The sequence below is a fragment of the Paenibacillus sp. F024 genome (assembly GCF_057814255.1).
Map to the genome: position 1 here is coordinate 16,471 of NZ_JBVASZ010000016.1, position 15,027 is coordinate 31,497.

Below are 15,027 nucleotides of genomic sequence, written 5' to 3' on the forward strand. Positions count from 1 at the left end.
ATTGAGCCGTCCGGGCGGGTCCTCTGGGCATTGGAAGGAGAAGAACCCATGGAAGAAATGCAAACCCTCGGTAAGCTGGTTATCATCACGGGCATGTCCGGAGCAGGCAAAACCATTGCAGTGCAAAGCTTGGAGGACTTGGGTTTTTTCTGCGTGGATAACCTCCCTCCGGTTTTGATTCCGAAATTTGCCGAGCTCATTGAGCAATCCAAAGGCCGAATCGGTAAAGTCGCGCTTGTGATCGACCTGCGCGGCCGCGAGTTTTTCACTTCGCTTTCAGAGTCGCTTCGGTTCATTAACGAGAACTATACCTTAACCCACGAAATACTATTCCTTGATGCGACAGACTCCGTTTTGGTTCAGCGTTATAAGGAAAGCCGGCGCAAGCATCCTCTGGCTCCGACAGGAGCACCGCTGGAAGGGATTCAGCAGGAGCGGAAGCTGCTTGAGGAGTTAAAAGGTCTGGCGACTCAGGTCATTGATACCAGTAATCTGAAGCCGGCTCAGCTTAAAGAAAAGATCGTTTCCCGGTTCACCAACCTTGAGGTAGGCCGCATATTTATAAATGTAATCTCATTTGGCTTTAAATACGGAATTCCGATTGATGCCGATTTGATTTTTGATGTTCGTTTTTTGCCCAACCCGCATTATGTGGAAAATTTACGTCCGAACACCGGGCAGGATCCCGAAGTGTACGATTATGTCATGAAATGGTCGGAGACCCAGGAGTTTTTGACAAAGCTTCTGGATATGCTGCAGTTTCTTGTTCCCCAGTACAAGAAGGAAGGCAAGAGTCAGGTCGTCGTCGGTATTGGCTGTACCGGCGGAAAGCATCGATCGGTGGCGATTGCGGAATACCTCGGTAAAATGATGGGCAACAGCGAAACAGAAGTCATCAGAGTCACTCACCGGGATTCGGAACGTGATCGGGTTGAGGTGAAGAAATGACGTTCGTCCAAGAGAGGGAAAACTACAGGCCGCGGATTGTTGTCATCGGTGGGGGAACGGGCCTGTCGGTCATGCTCCGTGGACTAAAACAGAAGCCCATGGATATTACAGCCATCGTCACTGTGGCTGACGATGGCGGGAGCTCCGGTATTTTACGCTCCGAGCTTGAGATTATTCCACCCGGCGATATCCGCAACGTATTAACTGCGCTGGCGGATGTGGAGCCGCTGCTCGGTCAGCTGCTCGAATATCGTTTTGATAAAGGGAACGGATTGGCCGGACACAGCTTGGGTAACCTAATGTTAGCGGCGATGCGGGATATTACCGGGGATTTCGTTACCGGAGTACGGGAACTGAGCCGTGTCCTGGCTGTGCGCGGACGCGTGCTTCCGGCTTCGGATCAGTCGATTGTGCTGATCGCGGAGATGGAGGACGGCACCGTCGTGAAGGGTGAATCGAAAATCCCGCAGGCCGGCGGTGTCATCCGTCGTGTATCCATTGAGCCGGCTGATGCTTGCGCACTTCCGGAAGCGCTGGAGGCGCTTCGGCAGGCGGATGCCATACTGGTAGGTCCGGGGAGCCTGTATACCAGTATTTTGCCTAATTTGCTGGTACCGGAGCTCACGGAGACGATTATATCCTCCAAAGCATTGAAAATGTTTGTGTGCAACGTGATGACCCAGCCCGGTGAAACGGATGATTACAAAGTCAGCGATCATTTGAAAGCGGTTCGAGATCATGTCGGGCACGATTTGTTCGATTATGTGATTGTGAACAATGAAGAGATTCCCGAGAAGGTACAGAGCCGGTATGCCGAAAAAGGCGCAAAGGTCGTTCAACTGGATTTGGATGAAGTGACGAAGCGAGGCTACAAGGTCATTGCCGACCGTCTTGTTTTGTTCCGGACTTATTTGCGTCACGATGCGGAAAAGCTAAGTCAGCACATTTATCAACTGGTGGAGAGCTGGATGTTCAAGAAGAGGTGATTACCATGTCCTTCGCCGCCCAAACGAAAAAAGAACTTACCCTGATGGAATCGGAGCGCTGCTGCGAGAAAGCGGAGCTGTCGGCACTCATTCGAATGAATGGTGCTGTACAGGTTTCCAATCAGAAAATTGTATTGGATGTTTCAACGGAGAATGCTGCGATCGCAAGACGTATATATTCTCTTCTCAAAAAATCGTTTCCGGTGCATACGGAGCTTCTGGTCCGCAAAAAAATGCGGTTGAAGAAAAACAACGTGTATATCGTGCGAGTTCCCAATCAGGTGCAGGAGATCCTAAAGGAGCTGCAGATTGTCTCCGAGGGCTTTCTTTTCACGCCGGGCATAGAACCGGATATTATTAAGAAAAGCTGCTGCAAAAGGGCATATCTTCGGGGAGCTTTTCTTGCGGGAGGATCGGTCAACAATCCGGAGGGTTCTTCATACCATTTGGAAATTTATTCGATGTACGAAGAGCACTGCCAGGCATTGTGCCGATTGGCCAACGAGTTTGACCTGAATGCTCGATGTATCGAACGTAAAAAAGGATTTGTCCTCTACATTAAGGAAGGCGAAAAAATTATCGAGTTTCTTAATTTAATCGGTGCGCATCAGGCTCTGCTTCGCTTTGAAGACGTCCGGATTATGAAGGACATGCGCAATTCGGTAAACAGGCTGGTCAATTGCGAAACGGCCAATTTGAACAAAACGATCGGTGCAGCGGTGCGACAGATCGATAATATTCGTCTTTTGCAAAAAGAAATCGGATTGGATAATCTGCCGGAGAAGCTTCGGGAGGTTGCGGAAATTCGTTTGAAGCATCCGGATATGAATTTGAAGGAAGTCGGGGACCTGCTGAAAGGGCAAGTCAGCAAATCCGGAGTTAACCACCGCTTGAGAAAAATCGATGAACTGGCAGAAAAGCTTCGAAAATCATGAGCTATTCCGGCTAAATGTAGATTTTTTGTGTAATTTATCAATAATTCTAGTGTAAACTGATGAAAAATGATATAATGATTGACAAATCGATTTTTAACGATTACAGAACGGTTCCGTCTAGACGGGAGTTCCGCTCTGAATCGTTTGGGATAGCATCTTTCCTTTTATGGGACGGTGAAATTCAGTTACTCTTAGGGCGTTCTGCCCTTCATCCTTTGGGAATTTAAAGATTGTAGGGGGTATTGGTTGCATGTCGAGACGCCCAGTAGTCGTCAAGTTGAAAACAGGCCTTCATGCCAGACCGGCTGCACTATTTGTGCAAGAAGCAAATAAATTTTCTTCGGAAATATTTGTGGAGAAGGACGAGAAGAAAGTCAATGCTAAGAGCATCATGGGCATTATGAGCCTTGCCATCAGTACGGGCACCGAAGTCCACATAAGTGCTGAAGGTTCGGACGCAGAACAGGCTGTGACCGCTTTAGTTACATTGGTTAGCAAAGAGGAATTGGAGAACCAATAACAAGGGTACAGGCTTCCGTTAAGGAAGCTTTTTCTCTTCATGGAGATCTTGTTTCGCCTAAGCGGACAAGCAGGAGATGGATTAGGGAAAAGTGCAACCTTTTTTCGGTCTGTGCGTCTATATAGACGTGCTTTAACCGGAAAAGGTTTTTTGCTGTTTTCGAACAAATCCGCAGGAATGAGGATCCGGGGGAGCGGTCTTCCAAGGGTTGAAGAAGCGGCATTCTGCCTATGAAACTGGGGTTATGACGCCCGCAGTTCCGGTTTTTTGAGAAAAGGCTTCGATGGGAAGCTTTTCTTAAATGATAAAGGAAGTATAAATTTGCAGTGTAGTTGAACACTTTCTTTATCATAGAGAAACCCTTGCCTTGCATCATGAGTGATCCATTTGCATGACCTAGCTGGAGGTTTTCTTACGGCACCAGAAGAACTGCATAAAGAGGAGTAGAAAGATGAAACGAATCAGGAAAGAATTGGCCTTGTTACTGATCATGTCCATGCTGCTGTCGTTTGTAACGGTCCCTACGGCTTCTGCTGCGGATCAGGAAGCTCCAATGTCCTCCGGGACAACGTATGTGCTGCTCTACCTCGATAAGCAGGAGGCTTTCTTGAACGGGGAGCAGGTAACGCTGGAAGCTCCGGCGACCATATTGAAAGACAAGACATTTGTGCCTGCGAAGTTTTTGGGCGATGCTTTTGGAATGAGAGTGGAATGGATTGCCGAGAAACGGCAAATTGAAATGGACACCCCGGGTTACCATATCATGCTCGATGTGGATAACAAATCCGTGTGGATTAACGGGTACTGGCAGCGTTTTGATGATGTGGCCGCGATTGTGAACGGCAAGCTGATGATCAAGCTGACCTGGCTTGCAGACTATATGGGGGCGAAGTATACCTACAATGATGAGCTGAGACGGGTGGATGTGCTCTACGTGAAGCCTCCGCGGGGAATTTATAATCCGGATAAGAGCAATTCCAACCCCGTGGCCAAGTTTACGTTTGCCAAACCGACATATAAGATCGGGGAACCGGTTAATTTTGTAGACCTGAGCTACGACCCGGATGCGGAAGGTCTTCCAAAGTACGAGTGGAAGGGCAAGGAAGAGGCCTATTTCACTCCCGGCACTTATCCGATTACGCTGACGGTCTGGGACCGCAACGGCAACAAGAGCGAGCCCTATACCCGCAACCTTGTCATCACGAATGAAACCTACTTGAACAAGGTGGAATACCCGATTTACACGAAGCCGGTAGGCGGGTACATTAAGACCGATTGGAGCACGCTGTGGAGCAATTTCTGGGAGCTTCCCCAGCTGCCGAAGACGGTGACCGAGGATCGTTCCCGCAAACTGCTTCTCAGCGACAGTCCGGAGACCTTCACGGAGCAAGGAATTTTGTATCAGGATAGTATCGAAGGCAAAGGACGGCTGTACGCAGATCATATTAACGGCACGAAAGAAAAAATGACGCTGGCGATTTTGGCGACCAACCTGACCGATAAGCCGGTGACGGTCAAAACGACGAACAAAGGCGAGGTATGGCCTTCCGTTTATGCGAATTTGATCGGCAGCGAAGCAACCGTCGATTTCCTGATCGGCGATCCGCATAACGAGACGATGACGATACCGCCTCAAAAGACATTTGTATATAAGCAATTTCCGGACTTTTATCCCGATCAAGGGGTGAATTTGTTCTACGATGTGGAAACCAGCGGACAGGTGCAATTTACATTCGCCGCCGCTCCGGAAATTTCGCAAAATACCTTGCAGCTTCCGAAGCTTGCATTTAACGGCCATGTCCGCGGAACATTCCCGGTATCGGAAGTCAACTGGAACATCGATGCCAGCTCGTTTACTACGCCGTCACGGCTGATTATCGGGGATGGGAAGACGGATCCGTTCCAGCCGGGATATGACCCGCAGCGAGGACAAGAAGTGCGCAATGACGGCAACTATGGGGTCGTGTACAAGATACATGCGGATAAACCGCGGAAGATGGCGGTCATGATCCTGCCTAAGGGCGGGGTATTTAAAGGACCGATCAAAATCAACGGCGAAATCCGCATGGTTCCCTTCTCCGGCGTTATGACCGCGTTCGACGGTATGCAGATTTTGGCCAAAACGACCGGAAAGGAAGAGTCGCTGGACATTGAATTCAGTCCGCCGGCCGGCTCCGCACTTCCATTCGATTTGATCTTCTACCCGCTGGATGATCGGGCACAGTAATCGTTTATGAAAGACCTTTCCTCCGCTCTTACAACTATGGGGCGAAGGAAGGGTCTTTTTTGGCTGGGAAGATGGATAGCAGGCACATGCTGCTGTTATCCTTTTATCAGCGAAGCATCAGTCCGGCATACGCAACCTCAGAATACCTTCTATCGTTTATATAGTTAAATAAGCCGTAAGGCAGGGGGGGATGCATATGAAGTCATGGATAAATAAGCCTGAAGCGCTTATGGCGTCAGCCGGTATCTGTTTCATCGCGGTCGGCAGTCTGTATTTCCCTTTGTTCCCTTGGTACATCCTGGGGGATGTGCGGGAAGAAGAAATCCGATTATGGGGCTTGTGCGCTATGCTTGGAGGGGGCTCCGTTCTTGGAGGTGCGCTGCTTTACCGTGGATCTGGCACAGCTATAAAGAAATTTCTCCTGCTTCTTTGTATGGTCGGCATGGGGGTCGCTCTTCTTGCACAGGTGCCCGCTTACTTCAGCTGGCTCCTATATGGAGGGACGTTTACCGGGCATTGGATGCCATGGGCGCCAATCGGACTGCTGATGGGAATCCTCCTTCATACCCTTCTTTGTGTGACAGCCTGTGTAACGATAGCCACGGCGGGCAGGGCATTGGGAGGGCGGCTGGATTCAGGGCTGCGGCTTGATCGCAAAACGGGAGGAGGATTCATCGTCATCTTAGCTGCGGCCGGCATCTCCTGGTGGGGATGGGATACGTATCAGGGTCAGCATTGGATCACCGTTACGAATCCGCTTGACGGTGCCGTGGAAGTGGAGAGAGATCTAACCATCACCGCCAACTGGGAGGGGGAACGGCGCAATAATCTGGGGATGCAGGTACGCTATGCGGATCAGCCTGATGTGCATATCCCTGGTGAAACAGGAGCCGGTATGCATGGGATGACGTTCAGGCCGGAGAAGCCGCTGGCTTCCGGCAGAAAGCTGATCGTTACGGTTGAAGCCGGCCGGCGGAACCATTCCTTTTCTTTTACCACGGAGTGAAGACAACGAAAAAGCCCTGATTCGGCTTCATCGCCGTTCAGGGCTTTCGCTGTAATGAGGTTATACGCGCTCGATTACTTTATCGATCAAACCGTACTCTACCGCATCTGCCGCTGACATGAAGTTATCGCGGTCCGTATCTTTTTCGATACGCTCAAAGGATTGACCGGTACGCTCTGCCAGGATGGTGTTCAGCTTATCGCGCATCTTGAGAATACGTCTTGCGCGGATCTCGATGTCGCTGGCTTGACCTTCTGCGCCGCCGAGCGGCTGATGGATCATGACTTCGCTGTTCGGCAGGGCGAAGCGTTTGCCTTTGGCGCCTGCGGCCAACAAGAATGCGCCCATCGAAGCGGCCATGCCTACGCAAATCGTAGATACGTCCGGCTTGATGAACTGCATTGTGTCGTAAATCGCCATCCCCGATGTGATGGAGCCACCCGGGCTGTTAATATACAGATGGATGTCTTTGTCCGGATCGCTTGCCGTCAGGAACAACAGCTGTGCGATGATCGAGTTGGCTACAACATCGTTGATCGGACTACCGAGAAATATAATGCGGTCCTTCAGCAGACGGGAGTAAATATCATAGGCGCGTTCCCCTCTTGCATCCGGTTCGACAACCATAGGAATAAAACTCATGAGCTGCAGCCTCCTTATATTTAAACTATAACCATCATAACGGAAAATCAAACAAAGGTCAAGAAAGGTCAAACGAAGAAATAAAAAAAAGGCCCGTTCGGGAAAATAAAAAAATCAGCTGCAAGCTGATGTTATGTGTAAATGGCGCGCCCGCAAGGAATCGAACCTTGATCTCAGGCTCCGGAGGCCTACGTCATATCCATTGGACCACGGGCGCTTAGTATTGTTGTGGCTGACCGTTTTAAGGTGACAGCAAAAGTTATTATAATCTATTGGAATGAGAAAAGCAACTCCATAAAACAAAAAAAATTGAAATGAATAGGCAATGGCCAGACAGGCAAAAATTGAAAAGGAAGCCTCTTGAAGCAAGGAACATAATGGAGTATAATAAGTTCAGCTAAGTGAGAGTGCTTGGTTCTTTTTTTGGATGATGTGGGACTAAAAATGCATCACCGGGACAAAAATTGTCCACGAGTTGAGCGGAGTGAATTCATGAGAGAAATTCTTTCTATTCAAAAGCAGCTTCTACCGGATTTGGTTGATACGATGAAGAAGCGGTATTCCATACTTCACTATATCCTTCTTTCGGGAATGGTGGGCCGCAGGACGCTGGCGCTGTCATTGAACATGACGGAGCGGGTGCTTCGCGGGGAAGTCGATTTTCTCAAAGAGCAGGGGCTCATCGATGTGGATCCATCCGGTATGCGGATCAGCGCCGCCGGAAGAGAGCTGCTTGAAAAAATCGAACCGCTGGTGAAGGATCTCTTCGGACTGACCGAGCTGGAGGAACGCATTCGCTCTCATTTTGGCTTGAAGCAGGTCGTGATCGTACCGGGAGATTCGGACGTATCCCCACATACGAAAAAAGAGCTGGGCCGCGCCGGAGCCTCTGTGCTTCGCAAGCTGGTCAAGGAGGACGAAGTGATTGCCGTAACCGGCGGGTCGACGATGGCCGAGGTTGCATATCACTTGACGGCGACGAGTCCGATAAAGGGGAGCTGGTTTGTACCGGCCCGCGGCGGACTAGGGGAAAGCGTGGAGCTTCAGGCGAACACAATCGCCTCCACGATGGCCAAGAAAGCGGGAGCCCGTTATCGGCTGCTTCACGTGCCGGATCATCTGGGCGAGGAAGCTTATCAATCGCTGATGCAGGATCATAACATTGCCGAAATCATTCAATTTATACGCAAGGCACGGATGGTCATGCACGGCATAGGAGACGCTATGGTCATGGCCCGGCGGCGCAAGGTAGACAGCCAAACGACAGAGAACCTGCAAAAAGACGGCGCGCTTGCCGAGGCGTTTGGGTATTATTTTGACAGGGAAGGCCGCATCCTTCACAAAATGCCGACCATCGGCTTACGTATGGAAGACATACAAAGCATGGATACGGTCATCGGGATCGCCGGAGGCAAAAGCAAGGGCGAAGCGATTCTCTCGATACTGAAGCATGGACACGAGAATGTGCTTATCACCGATGAAGCGGCAGCGCAATACATTGTACAACGATTATCTTGATAGGCTTCGGCCTGTCTTGACATATGTTGCAGCGGCCCGCGGCCGTTTGGCGACTCATCACAACCCATTTTTAGGAGGCTATTAATCATGGTAAAAGTAGGAATTAACGGTTTTGGACGTATCGGTCGTAACGTTTTTCGCGCAGCTTTGAACAATCCGGAGGTTGAAATCGTAGCGATCAACGATCTGACGGACGTAAGCACATTGGCGCACCTGCTTAAATATGACACGACGCACGGCAGATTGGACGCAACGGTTGAGTCCACAGAAGGCGCATTGATCGTCAACGGAAAAACGATCAAAGTATTTGCCGAGCGCAACCCGGAGAACCTGCCTTGGGGAGCTAACGGTGTAGAAATCGTCGTAGAATCCACGGGTATTTTTACTGCTAAAGAAAAAGCTGAGCTTCACTTGAAGGGCGGCGCTAAGAAAGTCATTATTTCCGCACCGGCTACGAACGAAGACATCACGATCGTTATGGGCGTAAACGAAGACAAATACGACGCTTCCGCTCACACGGTCATTTCCAACGCATCCTGCACCACGAACTGCTTGGCGCCGTTTGCGAAAGTTCTGAATGACAAGTTCGGTATCGTCAAAGGAATGATGACCACCGTTCACTCGTACACGAACGACCAGCAAGTGCTGGACCTGCCGCATAAGGACCTCCGCCGCGCGCGTGCCGCTGCCGAGAACATCATTCCGTCCACAACGGGTGCAGCCAAAGCCGTATCCCTGGTTCTGCCGGAGCTCAAAGGCAAGCTGAACGGTATGGCTATGCGCGTGCCTACGCCTAACGTATCTGTTACGGACCTGGTTGTTGAATTGAGCAAGAACGTAACCGTCGACGAAGTGAATGCTGCGTTGAGAGAAGCGGCTGAAGGCCCGTTGAAAGGAATTCTGAACTACTCCGAAGAGCCGCTGGTATCCAGCGACTACAACGGTGACCCTGCTTCCTCCACCATCGACGCGCTTTCCACCATGGTTGTCGGCGACAACATGGTCAAAGTGGTATCCTGGTATGACAACGAGTGGGGCTATTCCAACCGCGTTGTAGATTTGGCAAACTTTATCGCTAAAAAAGGTCTGTAATGATAAAATTGTGGTAATGCTCTGATCATCGCTTAATAAAGAAACTCACCATTGTAGGCCGTGAAGTGTGTCCGTTGGGCTCGCCAAACATTCGTTTTCGTATAACCGCCATTCGGTTGGAACGAAGGATGTTATCCGACGCTCAGCGGCACCCTTGCCTGCCTATAGGGTACGAGCTTTTCTTTGAAGGATGTGGACATTCCCACATTTTTTATGTGCAGGCAGAATAATAACCGGTTGGGGGGAATGAAGATGAGTAAAAAAAGCGTTCGTGACGTAGAAGTTAGTGGCAAAAAAGTGTTTGTCAGGGTGGATTTCAACGTGCCGCTTGAGAACGGTAATATCACCGACGATACCCGGATTCGTGAGACGCTGCCGACGATCCAATATTTGACGGAGCGCGGAGCGAGAGTGATCCTCGCCAGCCACATGGGCCGTCCGAAAGGCCAGGTTGTAGAAGAGCTTCGTTTAACCCCTGCGGCGCAGCGTCTGTCCGAGCTGCTCGGCAAGCCGGTCGCCAAGGCGAATGAAGCGATCGGAGATGCTGTGAAGGCTCAGGCTGCCGAGCTGAAGGATGGTGAAGTGCTGCTGCTGGAGAACGTGCGGTTCTATGCCGGGGAAGAGAAGAACGATCCGGAGCTGGCCAAAGCGTTTGCCGAGCTTGCCGACCTGTATGTCAACGACGCCTTTGGCGCCGCGCACCGCGCGCATGCGTCTACGGAAGGAATTGCGCACTATCTGCCTGCCGTATCCGGTCTTTTGATGGAAAAAGAGCTGGACGTGCTCGGCAAAGCCCTGAATAACCCGGATCGTCCGTTTACGGCGATTGTGGGCGGAGCGAAGGTGAAAGACAAAATCGCCGTCATTGAAAAGCTGATCGAAATTGCGGATAACATCATCATCGGCGGAGGCTTGTCCTATACGTTCTTTAAAGCCAAAGGCTATGAGATCGGCAAATCTCTGGTCGATAATGACCGTCTGGAGCTGGTACAGGAGTTTGAGCGCAAAGCTAAGGAAAAAGGCGTTCATTTCCTGCTGCCGGTGGACGTCGTGGTAGGCGACGCCTTCAGCGCGGATGCCAATACCAAAATTGTTCCGGTGAACGAGATCCCGGCCGATTGGGAAGCCTTTGACATCGGACCGAAAACGCGCGAGCTGTATGCCCGGACGATTGTCGAATCCAAGCTGATCGTATGGAACGGACCGATGGGTGTGTTCGAGCTGGAGCCATTCAAGAACGGAACCAAAGCGGTGGCGGAAGCCTGCGCTGCAACCTCCGGCTATACGGTCATTGGCGGCGGCGACTCTGCGGCTGCGGTAGAGAAGTTCCACCTCGGAGATAAGATGGATCATATCTCTACAGGCGGCGGCGCTTCTTTGGAATTTATGGAAGGCAAGGCGCTTCCGGGCGTGGTAGCCTTGAACGATAAGTAAGGAGGCAGTCAACATGCGTAAACCGATTATTGCAGGCAACTGGAAAATGTTCAAAACGGTGCAGGAAGCCGTAGCATTTGTCAATGAAGTCAAAGGCAAGGCTGAAGTAGACGGGGTGGAAAGCGTGATTTGCGCGCCTTACACGAATCTGCCTGCTCTGGTTGAAGCGGTAAAAGGAACCTCGCTGAAGGTAGGCGCCCAGAACCTGCATTTTGATGACAACGGCGCTTACACAGGCGAAATCAGCGGCGTAATGCTTAAGGATCTTGGCGTGGATTATGTCATCATCGGTCACTCCGAGCGCCGCGCTTATTTCGCAGAGACGGATGAAACGGTAAATAAGAAAGTGCATGCCGCATTCAAACACGGTTTGACACCGATCGTTTGCGTGGGCGAGAAGCTGGAGGAAAGAGAAGCGGATCAAACCAAATCGGTGTGCAAGGTGCAGACCGAAGCGGCATTCGCCGGCCTTAGCGCTGAGCAGGCGGCTCAAGTGGTTATCGCCTATGAGCCGATTTGGGCTATCGGAACGGGCAAGTCCTCCACTGCTGCGGATGCAGAAGACGTGATCGGATACATCCGCGAGCTGGTCTCCGGCCTCTACGGTCAGGAAACGGCGGCGGCGGTTCGGATTCAGTACGGCGGCAGCGTAAAGCCGAACAACATTGCCGAGTACATGCAGCAGCCAAACATCGACGGTGCCCTGGTAGGCGGCGCGAGCCTGGAGCCGGCTTCTTACATCGCGCTGGTTGAGGGGGCCAAGTAAGATGGCCAGACCCAAACCGGTAGCCTTGATAATCCTGGACGGCTTTGGTCTGCGCGGCGATGTGCAGGGCAATGCCGTAGCGCAAGCGAAAAAACCGAATTACGACCGGTATTGGAGCCGGTTTCCGCATACGACGCTAACAGCGTGCGGAGAAGCCGTAGGACTTCCCGAGGGCCAGATGGGCAACTCGGAAGTGGGTCACTTGAATATCGGCGCCGGCCGGATCGTATATCAGGATTTAACGAGAATTTCCAAATCGATTCGGGAAGGCGAGTTTTTCGAGAACGAAACGATCCTCGGGGCGATTCGCCATGCTCGTGAGCACGGGAAGAAGCTTCATCTGTACGGGCTGCTGTCCGACGGCGGCGTACATAGCCACATTGCTCACCTGTTCGCATTGCTGGAGGTTTGCAAAAAGGAACAGTTCGCCGACGTGTACATTCATGCATTCCTCGACGGCCGGGATGTAGCGCCGGACAGCGCAATCGGCTACATGGAGCAGCTGCAAAACAAGATTGCGGAGCTTGGCGTAGGACGTATCGCTACCGTTCAGGGCCGCTACTATGCCATGGACCGCGACAAGCGCTGGGAGCGTACCGAGAAGTCTTACCGCGCGATGGTGTATGGCGACGGGCCGACGTTTGAGGATCCGATGAACGCGATTAAGGATTCCTATGTCCGTTCCGTGTTTGACGAATTCGTCATGCCGACGGTCATCGTGAAGCCGGACGGTACGCCTGTCGGGCTGGTCGAATCGGGCGATGCGATAATCTTCTTCAACTTCCGGCCCGACCGCGCGATCCAGCTGTCCCAGGTATTTACCAACAGCGACTTCCGCGGCTTCGACCGGGGGGAAAAGGCTCCCAAGGATTTATACTATGTCTGCTTGACCTTGTTCAGCGAAACGGTAGGCGGCTATGTCGCTTATAAGCCGAAGAATCTGGATAATACGCTGGGCGAAGTGCTGGTGCAAAACGGACTGAAGCAGCTTCGGATCGCTGAGACGGAGAAGTATCCGCACGTTACGTTCTTCTTCAGCGGCGGTCGGGACGTCGAGCTGCCGGGGGAGACCCGGATTTTGATCAATTCGCCAAAAGTGGCCACATATGACCTGAAGCCTGAGATGAGCGCTTACGAGGTTGCGGCTGCGGCGGTTGCTGAAATCGAGGCCGAAAGACAAGACGTGATTATCTTAAACTTTGCGAATCCGGATATGGTCGGACACTCGGGCTTGCTCGAGCCTACGATCAAAGCGGTGGAAGCCACCGACGATTGCCTGGGTCAAGTCGTCGAGGCCATTCTGGCTAAGGGCGGCGTGGCGCTGATTACAGCGGACCACGGCAATGCCGATCTGGTGACGAATGCGGACGGAACGCGCAATACTGCGCATACGACCAATCCCGTACCTTTCATTCTCACTGACAATCGTGTTACACTAAGGGACGATGGCATTTTGGCGGATATCGCCCCGACGGTGCTGCAGCTGCTCAGTGTAGCCCAACCGGCGGAAATGACCGGAAAAACGCTTTTGACATCAGGTGTTTAACATAACTTAAAATTGATTAAACAAAGACAAGGAGTGTATCTAGCAATGACTGTTATCTCCAATGTGTACGCCCGTGAAGTGCTCGATTCCCGCGGTAATCCGACGGTAGAGGTGGAAGTATTTCTGGAATCCGGAGCGCGCGGCCGCGCCATCGTTCCATCCGGCGCATCGACAGGCGCTTATGAAGCGGTAGAGCTGCGCGATGGCGACAAATCCCGTTACCTTGGCAAAGGTGTGCTCAAAGCCGTTGAGAACGTCAATGACATTATCGCACCGGAAATCATCGGCATGAACGCGCTGGATCAAGTCGGTATCGACAAGCGCATGATCGAGCTCGACGGTACGCCTAACAAGGGCAAGCTCGGCGCAAATGCGATTCTTGCCGTATCCATGGCGGTTGCCCGTGCTGCTGCAGAAGCGCTTGACATTCCACTGTATGTATACCTCGGCGGATTTAACGCCAAGACACTGCCGGTTCCGATGATGAACATCATCAACGGCGGGGCGCATGCGGATAACAACGTGGACGTACAGGAGTTCATGGTATTGCCGGTAGGCGCTCCATCCTTTAAAGAAGCGCTGCGTACGGGCGCGGAAATTTTCCACAGCTTGAAAACCGTTTTGAAGGAAAAAGGCTTGAACACGGCCGTAGGCGACGAGGGCGGCTTCGCACCGAACCTTGGCTCCAACGAAGAAGCGATTCAAACGATTATTGCTGCTATTGAGCGTGCAGGCTATAAACCGGGTGTTGACGTATTCCTGGGTATGGACGTAGCTTCAACAGAGTTCTTCAAAGACGGCAAATACCATCTCGAAGGCGAAGGCAAATCGTTCACTTCCGCTGAATTCGTAGATTTCCTCGCAGCTTGGGTAGAGAAATATCCGATCATTACGATCGAAGACGGATGCTCCGAAGACGACTGGGAAGGCTGGAAGCTGCTGACCGAGAAGCTGGGCGGCAAAGTACAGCTGGTGGGCGACGACCTGTTCGTTACGAATACCAGCCGTCTTTCCCAAGGCATTGAACAGAACATCGGCAACTCGATCCTGATCAAGGTTAACCAAATCGGCTCCTTGACCGAGACGTTCGATGCGATTGAAATGGCGAAGCGCGCAGGCTACACGGCTGTCATCTCCCACCGTTCGGGCGAGAGTGAAGACAGCACGATTGCGGACATCGCGGTTGCTACCAATGCCGGCCAAATCAAAACGGGCGCACCTTCCCGTACGGACCGCGTAGCGAAGTACAACCAATTGCTCCGCATCGAGGACCAGCTGTCCGATGTAGCTCAATACGCAGGCAAATCGGCTTTTTATAACCTGAAAAGCTTTAAATAATTCGTTATAACATCATATTCCTAGTTGTCAGACCTGTTGTTCTTTTTTGTTTCCTGCTTATCCCGCGCG

The 15,027-nt window shown here is 51.6% G+C and carries 13 protein-coding genes and 1 tRNA gene; 12 read left to right on the forward strand and 2 right to left on the reverse strand.

Going from position 1 to position 15,027, the window contains the following annotated elements; translation table 11 throughout:
• Window positions 1-48 precede the first annotated feature (48 nt).
• From rapZ to ACZYR9_RS16875, 6 genes are all read left to right on the forward strand, one after another.
• Entirely contained in the window at window positions 49-948 is a 900-nt protein-coding gene (rapZ, locus tag ACZYR9_RS16850; protein WP_488979657.1) for an RNase adapter RapZ, read from the forward strand.
• On the forward strand, window positions 945-1,934 hold the full coding sequence (locus tag ACZYR9_RS16855; RefSeq protein ID WP_488979658.1) for a gluconeogenesis factor YvcK family protein: 990 nt from the start codon (window positions 945-947) through the stop codon (window positions 1,932-1,934). Before rapZ ends, ACZYR9_RS16855 begins: the two co-directional genes overlap by 4 nt.
• 5 nt (window positions 1,935-1,939) lie before the next feature.
• Window positions 1,940-2,869 (forward strand): DNA-binding protein WhiA, encoded by a 930-nt coding sequence (whiA, locus tag ACZYR9_RS16860; RefSeq protein ID WP_488979659.1) that lies wholly within the window; start codon window positions 1,940-1,942, stop codon window positions 2,867-2,869.
• Between the two features lie 250 nt (window positions 2,870-3,119).
• On the forward strand, window positions 3,120-3,389 hold the full coding sequence (locus tag ACZYR9_RS16865; RefSeq protein WP_210023150.1) for an HPr family phosphocarrier protein: 270 nt from the start codon (window positions 3,120-3,122) through the stop codon (window positions 3,387-3,389).
• A 451-nt stretch (window positions 3,390-3,840) separates the two neighbouring features.
• The gene (locus ACZYR9_RS16870) at window positions 3,841-5,616 is read left to right on the forward strand and encodes a stalk domain-containing protein (RefSeq protein WP_488979660.1); all 1,776 of its coding nucleotides are present in this window, start codon (window positions 3,841-3,843) and stop codon (window positions 5,614-5,616) included.
• Window positions 5,617-5,812: 196 nt separating this feature from the next.
• Complete coding sequence (locus ACZYR9_RS16875) at window positions 5,813-6,622, forward strand: Ig-like domain-containing domain (RefSeq protein WP_488979661.1); 810 nt, start codon at window positions 5,813-5,815, stop codon at window positions 6,620-6,622.
• 60 nt (window positions 6,623-6,682) lie between these two features.
• Here ACZYR9_RS16875 and clpP read toward each other — a convergent pair whose 3' ends face one another.
• Both clpP and ACZYR9_RS16885 read right to left on the reverse strand, forming a co-directional pair.
• A complete protein-coding gene (clpP, locus tag ACZYR9_RS16880; protein ID WP_488979662.1) occupies window positions 6,683-7,264 on the reverse strand; it encodes an ATP-dependent Clp endopeptidase proteolytic subunit ClpP in 582 nt (193 codons plus the stop codon).
• Window positions 7,265-7,406: 142 nt separating this feature from the next.
• Window positions 7,407-7,481: transfer RNA gene (locus ACZYR9_RS16885), tRNA-Arg, on the reverse strand.
• 275 nt (window positions 7,482-7,756) lie between these two features.
• On the opposite strand from ACZYR9_RS16885, the gene ACZYR9_RS16890 reads away from it, so the two are divergent.
• The 6 genes from ACZYR9_RS16890 (at window position 7,757) to eno (ending at window position 14,958) form a co-directional block, all read left to right on the forward strand.
• Window positions 7,757-8,782 carry a sugar-binding transcriptional regulator gene (locus ACZYR9_RS16890; RefSeq protein WP_488979663.1) on the forward strand — a complete coding sequence of 342 codons (1,026 nt, stop codon included), beginning with the start codon at window positions 7,757-7,759 and terminating at the stop codon, window positions 8,780-8,782.
• Window positions 8,783-8,866: 84 nt separating this feature from the next.
• Window positions 8,867-9,874 (forward strand): type I glyceraldehyde-3-phosphate dehydrogenase, encoded by a 1,008-nt coding sequence (gap, locus tag ACZYR9_RS16895; RefSeq protein ID WP_488979737.1) that lies wholly within the window; start codon window positions 8,867-8,869, stop codon window positions 9,872-9,874.
• 252 nt (window positions 9,875-10,126) lie between these two features.
• Complete coding sequence (locus tag ACZYR9_RS16900; protein ID WP_488979664.1) at window positions 10,127-11,308, forward strand: phosphoglycerate kinase; 1,182 nt, start codon at window positions 10,127-10,129, stop codon at window positions 11,306-11,308.
• Window positions 11,309-11,321: 13 nt separating this feature from the next.
• Window positions 11,322-12,074: a triose-phosphate isomerase gene (tpiA, locus tag ACZYR9_RS16905; protein ID WP_488979665.1), complete on the forward strand. Its 753-nt coding sequence runs from the start codon at window positions 11,322-11,324 to the stop codon at window positions 12,072-12,074.
• A 1-nt stretch (window position 12,075) separates the two neighbouring features.
• Entirely contained in the window at window positions 12,076-13,620 is a 1,545-nt protein-coding gene (gene gpmI, locus ACZYR9_RS16910; RefSeq protein ID WP_488979666.1) for a 2,3-bisphosphoglycerate-independent phosphoglycerate mutase, read from the forward strand.
• 45 nt (window positions 13,621-13,665) lie between these two features.
• Complete coding sequence (gene eno, locus ACZYR9_RS16915) at window positions 13,666-14,958, forward strand: phosphopyruvate hydratase (RefSeq protein WP_488979667.1); 1,293 nt, start codon at window positions 13,666-13,668, stop codon at window positions 14,956-14,958.
• The last annotated feature ends 69 nt before the right edge of the window (window positions 14,959-15,027 follow it).

Coding starts and splice junctions, on each gene's coding strand:
- rapZ (WP_488979657.1), top strand. CDS start 49: ATGGAAGAAATGCAAACCCTCGGTAAGCTGGTTATCATCACGGGCATG.
- ACZYR9_RS16855 (WP_488979658.1), top strand. CDS start 945: ATGACGTTCGTCCAAGAGAGGGAAAACTACAGGCCGCGGATTGTTGTC.
- whiA (WP_488979659.1), top strand. CDS start 1,940: ATGTCCTTCGCCGCCCAAACGAAAAAAGAACTTACCCTGATGGAATCG.
- ACZYR9_RS16865 (WP_210023150.1), top strand. CDS start 3,120: ATGTCGAGACGCCCAGTAGTCGTCAAGTTGAAAACAGGCCTTCATGCC.
- ACZYR9_RS16870 (WP_488979660.1), top strand. CDS start 3,841: ATGAAACGAATCAGGAAAGAATTGGCCTTGTTACTGATCATGTCCATG.
- ACZYR9_RS16875 (WP_488979661.1), top strand. CDS start 5,813: ATGAAGTCATGGATAAATAAGCCTGAAGCGCTTATGGCGTCAGCCGGT.
- clpP (WP_488979662.1), bottom strand. CDS start 7,264: ATGAGTTTTATTCCTATGGTTGTCGAACCGGATGCAAGAGGGGAACGC.
- ACZYR9_RS16890 (WP_488979663.1), top strand. CDS start 7,757: ATGAGAGAAATTCTTTCTATTCAAAAGCAGCTTCTACCGGATTTGGTT.
- ACZYR9_RS16900 (WP_488979664.1), top strand. CDS start 10,127: ATGAGTAAAAAAAGCGTTCGTGACGTAGAAGTTAGTGGCAAAAAAGTG.
- tpiA (WP_488979665.1), top strand. CDS start 11,322: ATGCGTAAACCGATTATTGCAGGCAACTGGAAAATGTTCAAAACGGTG.
- gpmI (WP_488979666.1), top strand. CDS start 12,076: ATGGCCAGACCCAAACCGGTAGCCTTGATAATCCTGGACGGCTTTGGT.
- eno (WP_488979667.1), top strand. CDS start 13,666: ATGACTGTTATCTCCAATGTGTACGCCCGTGAAGTGCTCGATTCCCGC.